17 protein-coding genes are annotated in these 17,653 nt (G+C 66.7%); 5 read left to right on the top strand and 12 right to left on the bottom strand.

The genetic code is table 11. The annotated features are described in order from the left end of the window. The first annotated feature begins 133 nt into the window (after window positions 1–133). From DUGA2_RS14170 to DUGA2_RS14160, 3 genes are read left to right on the top strand one after another with little or no spacing between them, the layout of a single operon-like run. Complete coding sequence (locus DUGA2_RS14170) at window positions 134–703, top strand: transcriptional regulator (RefSeq protein ID WP_070267043.1); 570 nt, start codon at window positions 134–136, stop codon at window positions 701–703. After that, complete coding sequence (locus tag DUGA2_RS14165; RefSeq protein WP_070267042.1) at window positions 700–1,734, top strand: sensor histidine kinase; 1,035 nt, start codon at window positions 700–702, stop codon at window positions 1,732–1,734. The genes DUGA2_RS14170 and DUGA2_RS14165 overlap by 4 nt, the downstream gene beginning before the upstream one ends. Then, window positions 1,731–2,489, top strand: a complete 759-nt coding sequence (locus DUGA2_RS14160) for a LytTR family DNA-binding domain-containing protein (protein ID WP_070267041.1) — start codon at window positions 1,731–1,733, stop codon at window positions 2,487–2,489. Before DUGA2_RS14165 ends, DUGA2_RS14160 begins: the two co-directional genes overlap by 4 nt. 9 nt (window positions 2,490–2,498) lie before the next feature. Here DUGA2_RS14160 and DUGA2_RS14155 read toward each other — a convergent pair whose 3' ends face one another. Next, window positions 2,499–3,245: a YdiY family protein gene (locus DUGA2_RS14155; RefSeq protein WP_070267040.1), complete on the bottom strand. Its 747-nt coding sequence runs from the start codon at window positions 3,243–3,245 to the stop codon at window positions 2,499–2,501. A 126-nt stretch (window positions 3,246–3,371) separates the two neighbouring features. Here DUGA2_RS14155 and DUGA2_RS14150 point away from each other — a divergent pair, with 126 nt between their 5' ends. After that, complete coding sequence (locus DUGA2_RS14150; protein ID WP_070267039.1) at window positions 3,372–3,776, top strand: hypothetical protein; 405 nt, start codon at window positions 3,372–3,374, stop codon at window positions 3,774–3,776. 12 nt (window positions 3,777–3,788) lie between these two features. Then, window positions 3,789–4,436, top strand: a complete 648-nt coding sequence (locus tag DUGA2_RS14145; protein ID WP_070267038.1) for a PEP-CTERM sorting domain-containing protein — start codon at window positions 3,789–3,791, stop codon at window positions 4,434–4,436. Here DUGA2_RS14145 and DUGA2_RS14140 read toward each other — a convergent pair. The 11 genes from DUGA2_RS14140 to DUGA2_RS34045 are packed head-to-tail and all read right to left on the bottom strand — an operon-like array spanning window position 4,412 to window position 17,626. Beyond that, entirely contained in the window at window positions 4,412–5,422 is a 1,011-nt protein-coding gene (locus DUGA2_RS14140; protein ID WP_168167750.1) for a class II aldolase/adducin family protein, read from the bottom strand. The genes DUGA2_RS14145 and DUGA2_RS14140 overlap by 25 nt on opposite strands. Then, window positions 5,419–6,171 (bottom strand): HAD family hydrolase, encoded by a 753-nt coding sequence (locus DUGA2_RS14135; RefSeq protein WP_070267037.1) that lies wholly within the window; start codon window positions 6,169–6,171, stop codon window positions 5,419–5,421. The genes DUGA2_RS14140 and DUGA2_RS14135 overlap by 4 nt, the downstream gene beginning before the upstream one ends. 6 nt (window positions 6,172–6,177) lie before the next feature. Beyond that, window positions 6,178–8,184 carry a uridine kinase gene (locus DUGA2_RS14130; protein ID WP_070267036.1) on the bottom strand — a complete coding sequence of 669 codons (2,007 nt, stop codon included), beginning with the start codon at window positions 8,182–8,184 and terminating at the stop codon, window positions 6,178–6,180. Further along, window positions 8,181–8,792 (bottom strand): phosphatidylinositol-specific phospholipase C/glycerophosphodiester phosphodiesterase family protein, encoded by a 612-nt coding sequence (locus DUGA2_RS14125; protein WP_070267035.1) that lies wholly within the window; start codon window positions 8,790–8,792, stop codon window positions 8,181–8,183. Before DUGA2_RS14125 ends, DUGA2_RS14130 begins: the two co-directional genes overlap by 4 nt. Beyond that, on the bottom strand, window positions 8,789–9,487 hold the full coding sequence (locus tag DUGA2_RS14120; protein WP_070267034.1) for a glycosyltransferase family 2 protein: 699 nt from the start codon (window positions 9,485–9,487) through the stop codon (window positions 8,789–8,791). Before DUGA2_RS14120 ends, DUGA2_RS14125 begins: the two co-directional genes overlap by 4 nt. Then, window positions 9,484–9,891 (bottom strand): GtrA family protein, encoded by a 408-nt coding sequence (locus DUGA2_RS14115; protein ID WP_070267033.1) that lies wholly within the window; start codon window positions 9,889–9,891, stop codon window positions 9,484–9,486. Before DUGA2_RS14115 ends, DUGA2_RS14120 begins: the two co-directional genes overlap by 4 nt. Continuing rightward, entirely contained in the window at window positions 9,891–11,576 is a 1,686-nt protein-coding gene (locus DUGA2_RS14110; protein ID WP_070267032.1) for a sugar phosphate nucleotidyltransferase, read from the bottom strand. Before DUGA2_RS14110 ends, DUGA2_RS14115 begins: the two co-directional genes overlap by 1 nt. A gap of 12 nt (window positions 11,577–11,588) precedes the next feature. Further along, window positions 11,589–13,832: a carbohydrate binding family 9 domain-containing protein gene (locus tag DUGA2_RS14105; protein ID WP_070267031.1), complete on the bottom strand. Its 2,244-nt coding sequence runs from the start codon at window positions 13,830–13,832 to the stop codon at window positions 11,589–11,591. Window positions 13,833–13,839: 7 nt separating this feature from the next. After that, window positions 13,840–15,408, bottom strand: a complete 1,569-nt coding sequence (locus DUGA2_RS14100; protein WP_070267030.1) for a glycosyltransferase family 87 protein — start codon at window positions 15,406–15,408, stop codon at window positions 13,840–13,842. Further along, complete coding sequence (locus tag DUGA2_RS14095; RefSeq protein WP_141758496.1) at window positions 15,405–16,763, bottom strand: NAD(P)/FAD-dependent oxidoreductase; 1,359 nt, start codon at window positions 16,761–16,763, stop codon at window positions 15,405–15,407. The genes DUGA2_RS14100 and DUGA2_RS14095 overlap by 4 nt, the downstream gene beginning before the upstream one ends. Then, a complete protein-coding gene (locus DUGA2_RS34045) occupies window positions 16,760–17,626 on the bottom strand; it encodes a DUF6875 domain-containing protein (protein ID WP_168167749.1) in 867 nt (288 codons plus the stop codon). The genes DUGA2_RS14095 and DUGA2_RS34045 overlap by 4 nt, the downstream gene beginning before the upstream one ends. Window positions 17,627–17,653: the final 27 nt, after the last annotated feature.

The following is a 17,653-nucleotide window of genomic DNA, read 5'->3' as shown; positions in this document are numbered from 1 at the left end:
CGGGGGCGCTTATCGCGGCCCGGCCGCGCTTATCCGGCGCCGGCCGCGCCGGTCGCATGGCCGCCCGCGCAGCCGCGCCATCGGGCAAAGTGTGTCCATGACATCCCGTCATGGACATGATTAAGGACATAAGATGAAACCAATGCACGTCATCGCAGCGGCACTCGCCGCCACCTCGCTGTGGGTAGTCGCCGCGGAATCGACCGGCAAGCTGCCGGCGCCGTGGTTCGTGACCGGCGGTGCGCCGTCGTCGTACCAGGCTGGCATCGACAGCGTCGAAACCGTCAGCGGCAAGGGCTCCAAGTTTTTGCGCTATACGCAGGGCGATGGCAAGAGCTGGGCCACGCTGGCGCAGGCGGTGTCCTCCCAGCGCTACCTCGGCCAGCGCGTGCGCTTCCAGGCGCGGGTCAAGTCGCGCGATGTGAGCAAATGGGCCGGATTGTGGATGCGGGTCGACGGCAAGACGCCGGTCAGCCTGGCCTTCTACAACAGCCAGGACCAACCGATATCCGGCACCACCGACTGGCAAACCCGCAGCGTCACGCTGGACGTGCCGGAGGAGGCGACGTCCATCAATTTCGGTGTGATCAACGCCGGTGTCGGGCAAGTCTGGATAGACGATCTGTCGCTGGAGATCGTGGGCAAGGACGTGCCGGTAGACGCGCCGCGCCCCAACAAGCTGCCGGAGTCGCCGACCTTATGACTGCCGCCGTTGGCAGCAGTTACCTGGCGTTGAGGCAGGTGGCATCAAGCACCGGGCGGCAGAAGGTGCTCAGCGCGGTCCTGGCCGCCGGCTTCGTGCTGACCTGCCTGGTGCTCAAGGCTTATACCTTGCTCGCCTTGTTCGGCGCGATGCTGCTGCCGGTCGGCGCCAGCGGCGCCAGCTTGCTGGCGCTGCTCGAAGCCTTGGCCAGGCTGCGGGAGTGGCGCTTCCTGTGGCCGGCCTTGCTGGCCATGGTAGGCTTGTCCAGCTGGATGGCCGGTTTGCTCTATCACGGCGGCCTGGCGACGCTCGGCATCATCACGCACAACGATTTGCTGGTGCAGCTGGCGGTGGCGGCGCTGGCCTTGCTGCTGCTGGCGCCGCGCCTGTGGGTCGCGCAGCAGCAGTCTCGCGCCTTGCTGGTGGCGCAGCTGAAGCAGGCCGCCTTGTCCGCCGACCTGAAGGCCTTGCAGGCGCAGATCGAGCCGCACTTCCTGTACAACACGCTGGCCAACACGCGCTACCTTGCGCGCCACGATCCCGAGCGCGCGGTGGAGATGCTCGATCACCTGATCGGCTATCTGCATACGGCCTTGCCGGACCTGCGCAGCCCGATGTCCAATATGGCGCGCGAATGCGAACTGGCGGGGCACTACCTCGCGCTGATGGGCATACGCTTCGGCGACCGCCTGCAGTTCGAGATCGACTGCCCGCCCGAACTGGGCGCGTTCGTGCTGCCGCCGTTGATGCTGATGCCGCTGGTGGAAAACGCCGTACAGCACGGCGTCGAGCCGCATCCCGGCAACGTCACCGTGCGGATGCAGGTGCGCCGTCGCGAAGGCACGCTGGTGGTGGCGGTGCGCGACAACGGCGCCGGCCCAGGCAAATCCGTGTTGGGCAGCGGCGTCGGCCTGCGCAATCTGCGCGAGCGGCTGGCGGCCCTGCATGGCGGCGCCGCCGCGTTCCGCCTGCAAGTGGCGGCGGACGGCTGGACCGAAGCCGAAATCACCTTACCGATGGAGAACGCATGACGTCCCTGTCCACGCGTCGCCCGCGCATACTGATTGCGGACGACGAGCCCTTGCTGCGCGCGGAACTGCGGCAATCGCTGGCGGCCCTGTGGCCGGAGGCCGAGATGGTGGCGGAGGCGGCAGACGGCTACGAAGCGCTGCGGCTGGCCCGCGCAATGGAGCCGGACGTCGCCTTCCTCGACATCCGCATGCCGGGCCTGAGCGGCCTGGAGGTGGCGCGCACTTTCGGCGCACGCACGCATGTGGTGTTCGTCACCGCTTACCAGGAGCACGCATTGGCCGCCTTCGACGAAGGCGCGATCGACTATGTGCTCAAGCCCACCGACCCTGTGCGGCTGGTGCGCGCCATCGAGCGCGTACGCGCGCGCCTCGGCACGCCGCCGCCGGACCTGGCGCGGCTGATGCAGCAGCTGTCGCCCAAGCCGGCCGCGCCCTCATGGCTGCAAGCGACCGTCGGCAACGCGATCCATTTCATCGACTTGAGCGATGTGATCTACTTTTGTTCGGAGTTTAAATACACGAGGGTGGTCACGCCGCAGCAGGCCGAAGCCCACATCCGCACGCCGTTGAAAGACCTGGCCTCCGAGCTGGAGGACGCGGGATTCTGGCAGATACACAGGGGATATGTGGTGGCGGTCAAGCGCATCGCCGCCGTCAGCCGGGATGCCGACGGCGCCTTGTGGCTAAGCCTGCGCGGCCACGCCGACAAGCTGCCCGTGAGCCAGCGCTTCCAGCACCGCTTCAAGGGCATGTAGCGTTCAGCGTTAGAACGAATAGACCAGCGTCACCGACGTCTGGGTATCGGTGTTCTTTTTATCTTCCGGCACGTTGGTGTCGTTGCGGACGCTGAAGGCGGCCTTCATCTGCATGGTGCTGTTGATCTTGGTGCGCAGCGCGGTCTCGGCCAGCGAGTGGATGTTGGACGTGCCGCGCTCCACGCTCAGGTTCTGCGTGAACAGGGCGGTGTCGCTCAATTTCCATTTCAGGTTGGCCGCGCCGCGCACGGTCAGGCCGCTTTCCGCTTCGCCGGTCGAACGCGTGCCGTTGAAATAGCCAGGACCGATTTCCACGTCCATGGTGTGTTCCGGCGTCGTGTAGGTCTGGGTTCCGTAACCGACGCCCACGGTGGAGTAGCGTGTATAAGCGCCGAATTTATCGTTGACGTGCGTGGCCAGTGCGAACAGCTTGTCGTGATCCTGCAGCAGCTTGTACGCCGACTTGGCGGAGAACGAATAGCGTTGCGCCGAACGCTCGCGCACTTTTTCGCCGTTGGCGTTCGTTACCTGCTCGTCCTTGAAGTATCCGGCCAGGATGTACTCGTTGCTCCAGTCGGGCAGCTCCTGCTTCGCATCCAGCTTGCCGGTGACGGAAGTACCGACCGTGTTACCGGAAGTGGAGATGGCGCCCAACTCCGCGGAGTTGTTCCAGCCATGATCGGGGACGGACTCCGCGGCGGCATAACCTTGAACCAGGGAGAGGGAAAGGGCGGGGATGAGGAATATCGCTTTCATGCCGATATTGTACCTTAGACCAAAAAGCAACGCATTCAAACGGGCTCTGCCGGTGCGTGCGGCGTCGTACAGATAGATATCCAGGCTTGCGAGAAAATTAATATACTTTCTCAAAGGACATCGATCATGGACGCCTCTCTTCGTTTCGCACAATGCCTGTTATGCCTCGGCCTTGTCGCCAGTACCGCCTATGCCGCAGCCGGCGTCAATCGCTGCGTTTCGGCCGACGGCAAAGTGCTGCTGACCGACGCCGATTGCCCAGCGGGCAGCCAGTCCGATGCCAGCGATGACGGCGCGGCAGGCATTGTCATTAACAGCGGCGGCGTCGCTCCGAAGTCCGCCAGCGGCTTCGAACGCGTGGCGGTGGGTGTTCCAGCGGCACAGCTGCCGCGCAGCCCATGGGCCGATCTGCCGCGCCCCCTCACACGCAAGACCATCGGCCAGGATGCGGGAACCCTCCAGGCAGCCTATCTCACCATGCAGATGCAGGACGAAATGCGCCGTCAACGCCATGTCGCCGCGCTGCGCTAACCGGGACACCATATGAAAATGACCACCGCTGCGGCCATGGCCGCGCTGCTCTTGTCCTGTTACGCCCACGCCGATGACAACGTCGCCTACCTTGCAGATGTCGACTCGTTTGGCGACGGCATGGGCGATTCCGCCGGCGCCACCTGGGGAGGCGGCATCGCGCGGCTCGACAGCGTGACCGATGGCGAGTTCAATCCGATCGGCCAGCAGTGGAATTTCGGTTCCGTCTACTGGTCCGGCGTGGACACCGGCCTGACCATCACGCTGGCGCATACCGCCTCCGTCAACCGTCTGGTCCTGGAAGCCGACAACGGCGACGACTACCGCATCGAATTCCTCGACCGCGCCAATGTCTGGCAATCGGCGACCACGGTCAATACCGACCAGTCCCCGACGGGCCAGAACCTGTTTGGCGGCCCGTTGCTCACGCCGGTGGTGGCCAAGGCCTTCCGCATCACGGCGAAGGGCGACAACCATTATTCGGTGGCCGAGTTCCAGGCCTTCGGCGAACTGGTGGTCGACGATACGCCTCCCGGCGGCCCAGGCGATCCGACTTCGCCGATTCCGGAACCATCGACTTGGCTGATGATGGCTGCGGGCCTGGCGCTGCTGGCCGCACGCCGCGCGCAGCTTGCCTACCTGGCCATCGCCAGGCGATAGCGTTCGGCGTCCCAGTCCAGCAGTTCGGCCAACTGCGGCGTCGACAGCGTGGTCAGCGCCGCATCGAAAGGCTGGCGGGCCAGGATGTCGTAGTAGCAGCGCAGCTGCGCCGTGCGCGCTGCGCCGAAGTCTCCGGCCGCATACACGCCCACGCCAGCGATGAAGGCCAGCCTGGCCTCGGCGCCCATGGTTTGCGCGGCGACGAACGAATCGGCATCCGCGTAGCACGCGGCCTCCGCGCCGAGGAACACCACATGATCCGGACACAATGCCCACTCCTTCCGGAGCCGTTTGTACAGACGCGGATCGAGGGCCAACTGCTGTATGCCTTCGTCGGGAATGGCTGTCAGTGGCGGCATTGCGTTCGCCTCGGCGCCGGTCGGTGCGACCGGTGCGACGGGCTCGATGCGCATGCAGGCCAGCAGCGACGTCAGTATCGCTTCTACTTCCCCCACGTCGGCACCGCCTATCACCACGCCATGATTCTGCAGGAAGACAATCTGCGCGTCCGGCTGTTCGCGCAAGCGCGCCGCAATCGCCCCGGCCAGCGTGGCCCCCGGTTTGTGGTAATCCACCCAGCACCAAGGCGCCGGGGCCGGTGCGGGGCCGGTGAAGTCCGCACGGACCAGATGCGCCAGTACCTCGACCGCATGCAGATGCAGCACCACTGTCTGCGGCATCAGCGCATGCATCAGCGTCTCGATCGATGGCCGCAGTATGCTGCCCGCGAGCGCTCGCGGCACGACATCCAGGTCGCCGGCGGCGATGGCGGCCCGCAAATGGGCCAGGTCCACCGGCACGAAGATGTCCGACCGCTGCGCCTCCGCCAGCCACGTGCCCGAAGCCTTGACCCACATCGTGTCGCCGTCCTTCCACGATGCGTTGCCGCCAGCACCCTGTACCAGCAGGGGATCGGCGCCAACCCGCGCACAATAGGCGCTGACCGCCGCGCGCAGGCCGCCGCGCTTGTCGTCGCGCGCGTTCAATGCGCCGCCCCAAGCCGTTCGAGCAGCTTGCGCACCTGGCCGAATTCCTGGAACACCGCGTCGGCGGCATTCTCGCCCTGGCCTTGCTGCACGCCGTTGTGCAGTTTTTGCAGCGTGACAGCGTCTATCCTGCGGCGGGCGCCGCCGATGTCGTTGACCGGGTTATCGCCGATCATCCAGATGCAGTTGCCGCTGGGGCGTACCTTTTTCAGCGCCAGTTCGAACTGCGCGCCGTGCGGCTTGTCGTAGCCCGCTTCCTCGCTGGTGACGATATAGTCGAAGTAGCGGTCCAGGCCGAAGTAGACCATCTTGCGGAACTGGATCTGCGCGGTCAGGTCGGTGACGATGGCGGTGGGGATGCCGAGCAGGCGGATGTCGTCCAGCAGTTCCTTGACGCCGTCGAACAGCACCGCGTTGCTGAGGAAGGTGCGCCAGTAGGTCTGCTCCAGGTCCAGCGCCACCAGCACCTGCGAGCCCAGGCCGATGATCTCCAGCATGCGCTGCAGGTACAGCAGGCGGCTGTGCGAGGCCGCCGTGTCCTTCAGGCGCAGCTTCACTTCGCTACGGGCGCTGGCATAAGCCTTGTCGAAATCGTCCGGGTCGAGCGAGAAGGTGGCAGCCACCTTGCCGCGCACCGCGCTCATGGCCAGCGCGTGGGCCGGGTCGTAGTGGTACAGCGTGTTGTCGGTGTCGAACAGGATGGCGTCCGGGATCTGCGTGAAGCGGTCGTCGTTGGATATTTTGATCATAATGATTTACCAGATTAAGCGTTTGTTCAAGGCTTGGTGTATGTGCGCCAATGCGATCAGCTGCATCAGCCCCAGCGCGCCGTCGCGCCATTGCGGTACGGTGTCGAGAAACTCGGTAATGCGCGGGAACAGCGTGGCGGCGGCCATGGCGATATCCTCGCTGGTGGCTTCGCCTTCGATGGTCAGGGCGATCTCGCTGGCGTCGTCGTCCATCGCCAGGTCGACATGCAGGCCGCACACGCCGACCAGCACCCGCCGCAGCGACAGCTCGTTGAGGCCATTGCGGGAGCGCACCAGCAGCTTGACGCGCGGCGCCTCGCTGCCGAGCGGGTGCTCCAGCAGGTCCGGGTGGATCGGCCGCAGCGACAGCACCAGGCTGGCGTGGCGCGCCTGCGGCCGCACGAAGCGGATCGAGTCCGGCTCCCGCTTGTCGAGCGAGGAGCGCACCCGTTCGGCGCTGTGGCCCCGTTCCAGCACGTCGCGCTGCAGCTTGTAGTAGCGCCGCAGCCCTTCGTCGATGTCGAGGTAGATGCTCAGGTCATAGCACTCGCGCAGCACCGGCAGGTACAGCGCATGCAGGCCGCTGGCGATGATGAAATCGTTGCTGCGCACGCGCTGCGGGCGGCTCATCTTGCCGCTGCCATGGTCGTAGTGGCGCGACAGGATGGTCTTGCCGTCGGTGAGGGCCAGCAGATCGTTGGCATAGGATTCCAGGTCGTTGGCCATCGGGCTCAGATGGGTCATGACCTGCCACATCGGCTTGGCCCGGTCCCACAGGTGGTAGTCGTCGCCGGACAGGTGCGCCACCGAATGGCCGCCGAACAGGCCGCGCAGCGATTCGGCCAGCGTATCCTTGCCGGCGCCGGAGTCGCCGGCGATGCCGATCACGAAAGGCTTGCGGCTGAAACGGAAGTAGTCGTTCGAGCTGACCGTTTCGCGCCACATCCGCAGCGCCAGCACGATGCCGACGGCGGTCATCATCGTGTGCACCACCGGCGTCACCGACGCCAGCGGCAGCGCGGCCATGACGTCCGGCGGCAGGTTGTCCAGCACGTACAGCGCCGAGAAGCCCGCCGTCAGCAGCACTGCCATCCTGTCGCTGGCGGCCTGGTAGAAGACCAGCGCCGGCACGATCCACACGAACCAGCCTGGCGAGGCAGGCGTCAGCAGCACCACCAGCAGGAAGCCCAGTCCCAGCAAGGCGCTGAACAGTTCGAAGTTCATGCGCCGCACGCGCCAGGCCAGGTATAGCGTGACCAGGTAGGCCAGCGGCATCACGTACACGGTGGTGCCGGCGCCGACGTGCAGCGAGAACTGATAGACCTTGCCCATCTCCGGGTTATTCAGCAGCATGCGCAGCGCCGACGCCGAGTACAGGAAGGGCAGGCCGAACACGGCGCCGGCCAGCGCCGCGCCACGCGCGAAGGCGGGCAACTGCTGCTGCAAGGCGCGGTTGCGGGTCAGGTAGATCAGGAAGAAGGGCAGCGCCAGCACCATGCTCAGTTTTGCCGATACCGCCGCTGCACACAAGGCGCCTGCCGCCGCCAGCTGCCGCCGCCGCGTGCAGTACAGCGCCGCCACCAGCAACAGCATCGGCACCACGTCGTTCAGGCCGAGGCCATAGGTGGCCAGCAGCATCACGGGCGACAGCCAGTACAAGGCCAGCAGCAGCGTGTCGCGGCCGGGCAGCATCCGGCTCAGCACCAGCAGCAGCAACAGGTCCGCGCCCAGCAGGCCGGCGCCGTAGGCATGGCCGATGCCGATCCCGGCCGCCTTGGCCAGCAATGCCAGCGGCATCAGCGCCAGCCACATGACGTAACCGTAGGGGAAGGCCGCCGGCGTGCCGCCCTGGGCGAGGAACACCGTCCAGGGATCGGCGGACAGCTGGCCGGCGCTGGCGGACAGGAAGGGCGCATACCATTCGGTGACGGCGTGCGGCACGATCGTCGCCAGCATCGCGATCCTCAGCGCCAGGCCGAATGCAAACAGCGGATGGCGGAACAGGCGCATCATGCAAGCACCTGGTCTTGCGACAGATCCCGCCACAGGTCCGGCCGTTTGGTGCAGACCGCGTCGGCGACGATGCCGCGTTCGGCCAGCAGCGCCGCCAGTTGGGCGATTTCTTCCGTGCCCCGTCCCTGCAGCTCCGGCGACACCAGGCATAGCTTGAAGCCCGCGCCACGCAGGCGCGCGGCGTCCCCGCCGCTGAGCGGGAAGCGGCTGAAGCAGTCGACCCACACCCAGTCGATCTGTCCGGCCAGCGTCAGCGCCGTGTCGACGGATTCGAACTCCGACACCCGCACCGCGCAACGCCGCTCACCGGCCCTGGCCCACTTCACCAGGAAGGGAAAGGACTGGTCGAGGAAAAAATAGTCTTCGATGCCGTGCTTGCGCAGCAGCGCGATCAGCGGCGCTTCCAGGCCTTCCTCCTTGACGTTGAGGATCAGCGTGCCGTGGCGGTAGGCCGACAGCCACGGTTCGAACGCCTCGCCGGGCGTCAAGGGATCGTGATGGATGATGAGCCGCCCGCCGTCGCTGCGGATATCGACTTCCACGCCGAGGTGTTCGGGCGTGTCGGCCAATTGGGCCAGGGTATTGCGGCGATGTGAGATCAGTTTCATGGTTTCAGTGAGTTTTTTAATTGCAGGCTGAAGTCGACGGTGCGCCGGATGAATTTCCGCTTGGCCGCCCAGTTGACGTTCCAGTGCGAGACGCCGTGCGCGCGCTCGCCGAAGTGCACGGGGAAGCGGTGCACAGCCAACCCGGCGCGGCGTGCCTGGTAGTAGGCGTACAGGTCGAGCGAGAAGTCGTGGGGTGCGTTGCGCCAGGTGTCGAAGAAGCGCCTGGAAAACATGGTCGGCTGGGCGTTGATGTCCCACAGCGGGGTCGCCAGCAGCAGCGTCTCGAAGGCGCTCATGCCGGCGGTGAACAGCACATCGGCCAGCGGCCTGCCGTAGCGGCGGCCCTTGACGAAAATGCCGTCGCCGTGGCGTTCGAACAGGGCTAGTCCGTGCAAGGCGTCCTGCGGATCGGTCTGGAGGTCGGCATGGGTCCAGCCGACGATCTCGCCGGTGGCCGCCGCCAGTCCCGCCAAGATGCCGTGGCCGTAGCCCTGGTTGACGTCGACGCGGATGCTGCGGCAACCGGGGCAGGCCGGCAGCAGCGCGGCCAGCACCTGCGGGCTGTCGTCGGTTGAACCGTTATCGACAAGGATGATTTCGACGTCGTCCCGCAGCGCCAGTGGATAGCAGCGCTTGAGTAGAAGAGGCAGATTGGCGGCTTCGTTGTAGCAGGGGATCACCAGCGAGAATCTCATGGCAGCTCCGTACGGCGGGCGTGGGAGAAGACCAGCGTCTTCATGCCGATGAAGTTCAGCGTGGCCGATACGCCGGTCGCCGCCACGAAGGCCAGCGGTACCGCAACTGCGGGTCCGGCCGCGTCCAGCATCCGCAGCACGACGGCGTTGACCGCGACGTTCGCGGCCAGCGTTGCGCCGTACAGGACGGCGAAGCGCGCCGCGCTGCCGGGAGCTGCGGCGCGGTGGCCGAAGGTCCAGCGGCGGTTGGCGCAGTAGGCGAACACCGTACCCGCCAGGAAGCCGATAGCTTTGGCCGGCGCGGTGGCCGCCAGCCCGGACGCCATCAACGCGCGATAGACCAGCAGGTCCACCAGCACCGTCAGCGTGCCGACCACCAGGAACACCGGCAGCTCGCGCCGCATCACGCCATCCTCCCGGGATCGGCCGGTGTGATAGCGCGGTAGCGGTGCGCCAGCTCCGTCACGGCTTCGGCGGGAACGCGGGCGTCCTGCTCCAGCGTGTACGGATGGCCGGCCCATTTGTGGAAGCAGGACTGCCAGTACTCGAAGGTACGCAGGTCATCCGGCGTGCCCCAGGACAGGTAGTGGTCCACTTCGAACAGGCGGCAGTTCAGCCCCATGGCGATGGCGTCGTTGATGCAGGAGTCCAGGTAGTACTCGCCGTTGACGCGGCCGTCGCGCGCGATCAGCGCATCCACCAGTCGGCGCAGGTCGGTGGCGCGGCGGAAAGTAAAGGCGCCCAGCACGATGGCGTCGGTGGCGGGATCTGCCAGCGGCGTCTTGACCGATATGCTGCGGATGCGGCCCTGGTCCTCGTCGATCCAGCCGAACATCTGCGGCCTGCGGATGGCGTTGGCGTTGCCGCGCACGCCCCATACGATCACGTCGACCTGCGGATCGTCGGCGAGCCGGCGGAACGCCGCCTGGTCGTACAGCATGCCGAAGTCGCATGCGCCCACCGTCAACGGGCCTTGCGTGTCCAAAGCCGCTACGGCCAGCGCGTCGACGCCGGCCAGCGCGGTGCAGGCCTGGCCTTCGCTGACCTGGGGCAGGGTGGCGATCACGGCGCCGGGATGGCGTTGGCGCAGTTCGTCGGCGATTGCTGCATGGCCCGGCATGTCGGCGCGCAGCACGAAGCAGTGCTGCAGCGCCGGCGGCAGGTCATGCACGGCCTGCGCCACCATCGGTTGTCCGGAGACGCCGATCAGCGGCTTGGTCAGCGCGTAGCCCTGGTCGGCGAAGCGCTGGCCCATGCCGGCCATCGGCAGCACCAGCGCGCCCGCCGCCGGGGCCTCCGGTGACGCGGCCGCGGACTCCGGCCGCTGCGCCAGGCGGGCGAAGGCGGACGACCAGCCCCGGTATTCGGCCACGTCATCTGGCGTCCCCCACTGCATGAAGTGCTGCAGCGGGTAGACTGCCACGCGCCGGCCGGCCGCCAGCATCGGACGGTAGGCCAGGCTAACGTAGTACTCCCCGCCGACCGTCAGTTGCTGTTCCATCGCGGCCGTGAAGGCCTCTTCCATCAACCGCCCCGACGCAAAGTAGTAGCTGCCGCTGGACGCATATTCTTCCATGCGGTTGTCGGTGTACGGCTGCTTTTCCTGGATGGCCTGCACCCATCCGTTATGCTCGCGCATGTAGGCATAGTTGGTGCTGCCCAGCGTGTGCGGGTGGAAGCCGCGATAGGCCGGAATCGCGCCGTCGCACTCGTTGATCGCGACGAACTGCTTGAAGTGCCGCCAGTCCCAGTAGCAGCTGAAGTCGCAGTAGTTCACCAGCACCGGACGCTCCGGATCGATCAGGTGTCCGACCTGGAGCACCGCGTGCACCGGGCCGAGTTTATGCGGCGCGATAGCGGCGATGCGGCCCTGCGGGCACCAGCGGCGCAGCACTTCCTCCATGCGGTAAGCCGGCTCGCGCAGATGCTCCTCGTTGCAGATGAAGAGGAAGTCCGCGTCCGCATCGAACATCTCGATGACATGGGCGATGATCGGCTTGCCGTCGATCTCGATCAATGGCTTGGGCAATTCGTAGCCGGCGCGGCGAAAGCGCTCGCCGAAGCCGGACATCGGTACGATGATTTGCATGGATCGCATGGTTCAGAGCTGGAACAGGTAATTGAGTTTGATGAAAGCCTTGCGGCCGGTATGCAGCTCCAGCCCGCGCGTGCGTTCCAGCAGTGCCGGATTGCCCACCAGTTGCAGGTTTTCCTGGCGGTCCGTATAGCCGGCGAACAGCGACGTGCCGGGGCTCAGCAGATAGCTGAACAGCAGGTCGGCGGTCAGCTGTTTGCCGCCGGGGAGCGCGGTCAGCTGGCTGTTGGTGCGCAGGTTGGTGTAGTCCAGGATCAGGTGGGCCGACAGGAAGCGGCTGTACTGGTAGTTGAACTTGGTGCGCGACAGCAGCTCGCGGTACACGCCGGTGCCGGCGCCCACGCCCACCATGCCGCTCTTGGTGCGCAGGTCGTTCCAGAACAGCGTCTGCTCCACGCGGAACTGCGGATGCGGCGTGAACTTGATGTTGGCCGAGACGCTGCGGGCGTCGCCGAGGGCGGCCTGCGTGCCGGCCGCCGGCACATAGTTGATCACGTCGTTCTGGCCGACCTTCACCCAGCCGTTCAGCCAGTCGAACCATTCGGTGCTGGCGGCCAGCTGGTAGCCGTTCTTGTGGAAACGCTGGCCGGCGTACAGTTCATGCGCGTCGAGCCTGTGGGCTTCGAAGGTGGTGGCGCGCAGGCCCTTGACGGTGTACCAGGCGTCGCTCGACCAGTCTTGCAGCTGGCCGTCGTGGTCCTTGGTGTAGAGCGCCTTGATGCTCGGCCCCGTGCTGACCAGCCAGGGGGCGTCGGTGAAGTTCCACATATAGCTCGCTTCCTGGCCCAGCTGGCGGATATCGGTGCGCGGGATGAAGGCCAGCTCGCTCTCGAAACGGCGCGACACGTCGAGATAGGTGGCCGCGTAGTTGAAGCTGCGGTCGGTGCGCCGCAGTTCGGCATAGGCCAGGCTGCCGGTGCTGTCCGGCGCGCCGCTGTCGCTGGTGCGGCTGCTGGCCGCCTGGCCGCTGGCCACCCAGTTTTCGTCCAGTTTCCAGCGCAGGTCGGCCCCGGCGACGGTGTTGGCATGGCCGGCGATGCGGCGGTCTGTCACCATCGCGCCCAGGTTCGAATCGGTATCAAAGTCGCGCTGGCCGCGCGCCACGGTGATGCGGGCCTTCTTGCCGTATGCCGGATCGCCCGGCGCCGCCAGCTTGCCTGGCGCCTCGTCGTTCATCAGCAGGCCGCCCAGCGACCAGTTGCCGGTGCGGCCGGTGATGCGCGCGCCCAGTTGCGGGTCGATGATGCGGCGCGAGAAGAACAGCTGCTGCGGCGTGGCGAAGAAGCCGGAATTCTCCAGGAAGAACGGGCGCTTTTCCGGGAACTGCACTTCGTAGCGCTGATCGATGATGACCTGCGGTTCGTCCGATTCGACTTCGCTGAAGTCGGGATTGAAGGTCAGGTCGACCGCGAAGGCGTCGGCCAGCACGAACTTGGCGTCCAGGCCGGCCTGGTTTTTGTTGTCGTGCTGCCAGCCGGGGCGCGTCGGATCGCTCTGGTCGAGCGCGCGGCTGCGGCCCAGGTATGCGTAGGGATTGAGCTGGATGTTGCGGCCGGCCGAGACCGGGGCGGCGATTTCCGCCGCCGCCATCTGCGGCACGAAGGCTTCCTGGCGCTGGGTGATGTAGGGCCAGTATGAGAACTCGTTCAGGCGCGGCACGATGCGGCCCACCGACACGCCCCAGTCCTGCACGTCGGCGCTGCGGAAGCGCAGGCTCTTGAACGGAATCGCCATCATGACGACGTAGCCGTCGGCGGTCAGCTTGCCGTCGGAGGTCCACTGGGTGTCGAAGTTGAAATCGTCGCCCACGCCTTCGGTGTGCTTGGCGTCCATCTGCACGCCGTAGGGATTTGCGTAGAAGCGGAATGAGCGCTGCTTGTCGTGGAAGGTGTCCAGGTCCAGCTGCACGGCGTCGTCGCCGGGCAGGTCTTCGCGGCGGGCGATGCGGGCGCGCACGAGTTTCGGATCGTCCTTGCAGACGAAGACGGCGTAGAAGTTCTGGTCGTCATAGGACAGGTAGGCGCGCGTCTCCAGCGACGCAGGCTGGCCGTCGCCTGGCTGGAACTGGCGGAAGCCCTTGACTTCGACGCCTGCATCGGCCGGGATGCCGGCGACATAATCGGACAGCGCAGGCGCATGCGCGGCGCGCGGGATGCGCAGTTTATCCTCGGCGGCGGCCGAAGCGGTGACGAAGATCAGGGCCGACAACAGGTTGCGGCGCAGGCTGGAAGGAGTAGTCAGTTGCATCATATTGCTTTCATTGGTAGGAATCGGAACGCACCTGGGCCATGGCCGGTGCGGTAGCGGTGGTGGATGCTGTACTGCGGTGATGGGAGGCTCCGGCCCGGTCATGCGCCGCGCCATCGCGTGGGCGCAGCGTGGCCCACAGCCACAGGCCCAGCGCCAGCAGCTGGCTCGCGGTCGACACAGTCAGCAGCAGAGGGAGTTGTGCCGGCGTGGCGAGGCTGAATGGCATGACCAGTGCGAACCCCAGCCAGAGCACGGCCAGTCCGGCGGCGCGCATGGCGTTGAAGGTGATGGAGCCGGCCAGCAGGCACCAGAGCCACAGCGCCGGGAACAGGCCGTAGTCGTCGGGCACGAAGGGGCTGCGCAGCGCCGCCAGTCCTAGCAGGGAAATCCAGACCGTGGCCTGGCGCAGTTGCGATGCGCCTTGCGTGCGCCAGGCTGCGACCGCCGCGATCGCCACCAGCAGCAGCGACCAGACCCACGCGGCGCCGGCCACCATGTGATGATCCATGCCGGACAGGCCAAGCAGGCGCAGTTTGAATACCAGCCCTGGTACCGAGTCGTTGATGGCGGCGACGCCTTCCAGGCCGTCGAGCGCCAGCCAGCTCCACAACTCGCCGCTGGCGATGCGCGGCAGTTCGAAGCCGATGAAATCCTTGAACGGCGCGGTGCCCAGCAGCGCCAGGCCCAGGCCCGCGTAGGCCAGCGACCACGCCACGCTCCAGCCCAGTGCGCGCCAGCGGCGGCCGAACAGCAGGTAGGCGCACAGGATGCCGGGGAAGATCTTGACCATGGCGACACCGAGCAGCGCGCCGCCCGCGAGGTTGCGGCCGCGCTGGAACAGCAGCATGGCCAGCACCGACAAGGCCAGCGCCGGCAGCTGGAAGTTCCCGGTCTGTAGCGTGATCAAGGTCGGCAGCGCGAGCCACGCGGCGGGCAGCAGCAGGGCGGCGCGGCGTCCGGCCTGGCCGCCGATCCAGCCGCACAAGGCCAGCATGGCGCCGGCCAGCAGCGCGGCATCGAGCGCGAACCATACTGCCCGTAGTTGCAGGAAGCCACCGCCAACGGCGCCGACGGCGCGCGGCAGCAGAAGGAACTGCGGCGGATACAGGTAGGCGTCCAGCTTGAAGCGGCCTTCGCTGCCTTCGTACGGGGTCGCTTCGTAGATATTCACGCCACCCGGCTTGGCCAGTTCCGAGGCTTTCCAGTAACCGGACAGGCAGCTGTGGTTGACGTAGAAGGGATCGAACCAGATCGCCGAGGCTTGCGGGCGCTGCGGATCGGCCATGTAGACCCCGAGGCCGGCGGTGCGCGCCAACGCGGTCAGCGCCAGCAGCAGCCACAGGACGGACAGCAGGCGGCGGCCGTTGGAGATGCCGTCGAACTGCGCCGGCAGCCGCCGCGCCAGCCGTGGGCTGAGCAGCAGGGCCGCGGCCAGCGGCAGCAGCGCCAGCAAGGCTTGCGGCGACGACGGCGCGAACAGCACGCTGCAGCCGACGGCGGCGAACATGCCGAACAACGCCGCCAACAGCAGCGCGATCACGCGCCGCTCGATGGAGATGGAAACAGGTCGATTCATGGTTTGACTCCGATGGCGTAGGCAAGTCCGGCGCAGCACAGCGCGGCGATGCCGGCCAGCGCGGTGCGCAGCAGGCGTTCCTGGCGGTGCGAGCGTTCCAGCGCTTCGCCGTAAGGCATGGTGGAATGGGCGATCATGGTGTACAGCGGCAGCCAGCTGCGCGGCCACAAACGGTTCAGCGCCAGGTCTAGCCGTTTGCGGGCGATGAACCACGGCGACTGCACTTTCTGCCGCAGCTCGACGAAGTTGGCCTTCGACAGCTCGGCCAGCACGTCGGTGTGGGGACGGCGCTGCTGTTCGTAGCGGCTGAAGGCTGCAGCCAGGTCCTGCGGGTGGTCCGCCAGCGCCGCCATCAGCACGCAGCAGTCTTCAAAGGCGGAGTTCATGCCCTGGCCGTAGAACGGATAGACGGCGTGGCAGGCGTCGCCCAGCAGCACGGCCCAGTCGCCGAAGCGCCACGGTGCGGTGCGGGTGGTGATCAGGGAGCCGGTCGGATGGCGCTCCCACTGATCCAGCAGCCCTGGCAGCAGCGGCAGCAGGTCGGGGAAGTACTTGGCGAACAGCGCGCTGACCTGTTCCGGCGTGCGCACGGTGGCGAAGCTTTCTTCGCCCTCGAACGGCAGGAACAAGGTCAGCGTGTGCGAACCGTCCAGGTTGGGATGCGAGACGAACAGGCAGTGGCTGCGCGGCCAGACATGGAGCGCGGTCAGCTCGATCACCGAACTGCCGTCCGGACGGGCCGCCAGTGTGAGTTCCTTGTAGCCCCATTCCAGGTACTCCTGATGGTAGTCGGCGCGTTCGCCGTGCTGCAGCTCGCGGCGCATGGCGGAGAAGGCGCCGTCTGCGCCAGCTACCCACTTAGGCTGCACTGTCACACTTCCATCCGGGGTGTCGAATTCCAGCGTGCGGTTGGCCTTGTCCGCGCGTACCAGACGATGCTCGAAGTGCAGCCTGACCTGCGGATGCTGCTGCGCACGGTCCAGCAGCAGGTGATTGAGTTCGTTGCGGTCGATGGAATGGAGTACCTCGCCGGCGTCCTTGCCGTAGGCCTGGTAGCGGGTGCTGCCGTCGGGCGCGTGGATCACGCGGCCGCTCATCACCACCGAGCGGGCCAGCACGTCGTCCAGCAGGCCCACCATGCGCAGGCCCTGCATGCCGCGCTTGGACAGGCCCAGATTGATGGAGCGGCCGGCGCCGGCCGACTGGCGGCGCGGGTCGGGGCGCCGTTCGTACAGGTCAACGCCATGGCCTTGCCGCGCCAGCGCCAGTGCCAGCAGCGAACCGGCCAGTCCACCGCCGACGATGGCGATGCGGGCGCCGTCGGCGTCCTGCGCGGGTTTCATCGCCGTGGTCATGGACGGCCCCCCAGCAAGGTGCCGGCAGCATCGGCCGTTGCGGCGTTGGCGCCGGCGCCTGCAACCGCAGCGCCATCGACGGCGGCAACGGCAGGCAGCAGCGCCAGCCGGATGTCGATGCGTTGTTCGACTTCGGCCTCGATTACGCCGTCCAACGCCTGTTCGAGCTTGGTGCTCGGCAGTGTGCCGGCCATGCGGTACAGGTAGGAGCGCAGGAAGGCGGCGCGCACGCTGGCCGGATAGCCGGCCCTCAGCAGGAAGGGCAGGTCGGAATCGACCATGTGCCGGATGGCGAGCATCGGGATCGGGCTGCGCAGCGGCCGGAACTCGGGGTTGCGCAGGCCTTCGCTCTCGTTCGCCGAGTGGAACTCGCCCAGCATCAGGCCCATGTCGACGAAGTCGCGCTTGAGCCGGTACTGCACTTCGTCGACCACGGCTGCGCCTTCCGTACCCAGGTTGGGAAAGACCACCATGAACGCCTTGTTGATCGCATCGGGTCCGCGGGTCGGCTCGGTGGCCAGGAACAGGTCGCGGTATTGGCTGATGATCGCGCTGATCTTGTCGAGGCTCAGGTCGCGGTCGGTGATTTCCGCCAGCCAGATGCTGTCCTGTAGCAGCGAGACAGGCACGAACGGGCATACCGCGCCCTTGCGGCCCAGGTCCGGATGGGGGCGGGCCAGGAAGGCGCGCACCCAATCCATCACCTGGGCCAGTGGCGTGCCGCCGGGGTATTCGCGGTCGACTTCGGAAACGCGCATCAGGCGTGGAGATGCAGCAGGATGGGCTGCGGTCTCCGCGTGGGCCGCCGCCATCGGGCAGGTCGCCTGCGGCTGCGTGGATTGAGGATCTTTTTGAGTCATCATGTCACCATCGTGAGAAGTTGTTATGCA

It is taken from the genome of Duganella sp. HH101, assembly GCF_001758795.1.
GTDB lineage: Bacteria > Pseudomonadota > Gammaproteobacteria > Burkholderiales > Burkholderiaceae_D > Rugamonas > Rugamonas rivuli.
Note: the sequence above shows the minus strand (reverse complement) of the source record. Positions and strands in the feature narration are given on the sequence as shown.